At 48.8% G+C, this 295-nt stretch carries 1 protein-coding gene; it reads left to right on the top strand.

The window, feature by feature from the left end:
- On the top strand, nucleotides 1-295 hold a 295-nt coding region (locus AAEY75_RS14505; protein ID WP_352259956.1), incomplete at both ends, for an FAD-dependent oxidoreductase.

Here is a 295-nt window from a genome sequence, read left to right as displayed (position 1 = left end):
GATAATAGCCAATCCAAATACTGACGGCGCTGATGCGTGTCATCTCACCATGCAATTCACCGATGATACCTCGCTCGATACCGATATGATTGTCTTTAGCGCAGGTATTCGTCCGCAAGACGATATTATAAAGAGCAACCCTGATTGCGGTATTGAGATGGGCGCACGCGGTGGTATCTTAATTGATGAGCACTGTCGCACCAATGCTGAGCACGTTTATGCCATTGGCGAATGTGCGGTATGGGACAATAAAGTGTTTGGCTTAGTCGCGCCCGGCTACAGTATGGCGAGCATT

This window comes from Psychrobacter sp. TB55-MNA-CIBAN-0194, from assembly GCF_040309505.1.
Classification (GTDB): Bacteria; Pseudomonadota; Gammaproteobacteria; order Pseudomonadales; family Moraxellaceae; genus Psychrobacter; species Psychrobacter fozii.
Note: the sequence above shows the minus strand (reverse complement) of the source record. Positions and strands in the feature narration are given on the sequence as shown.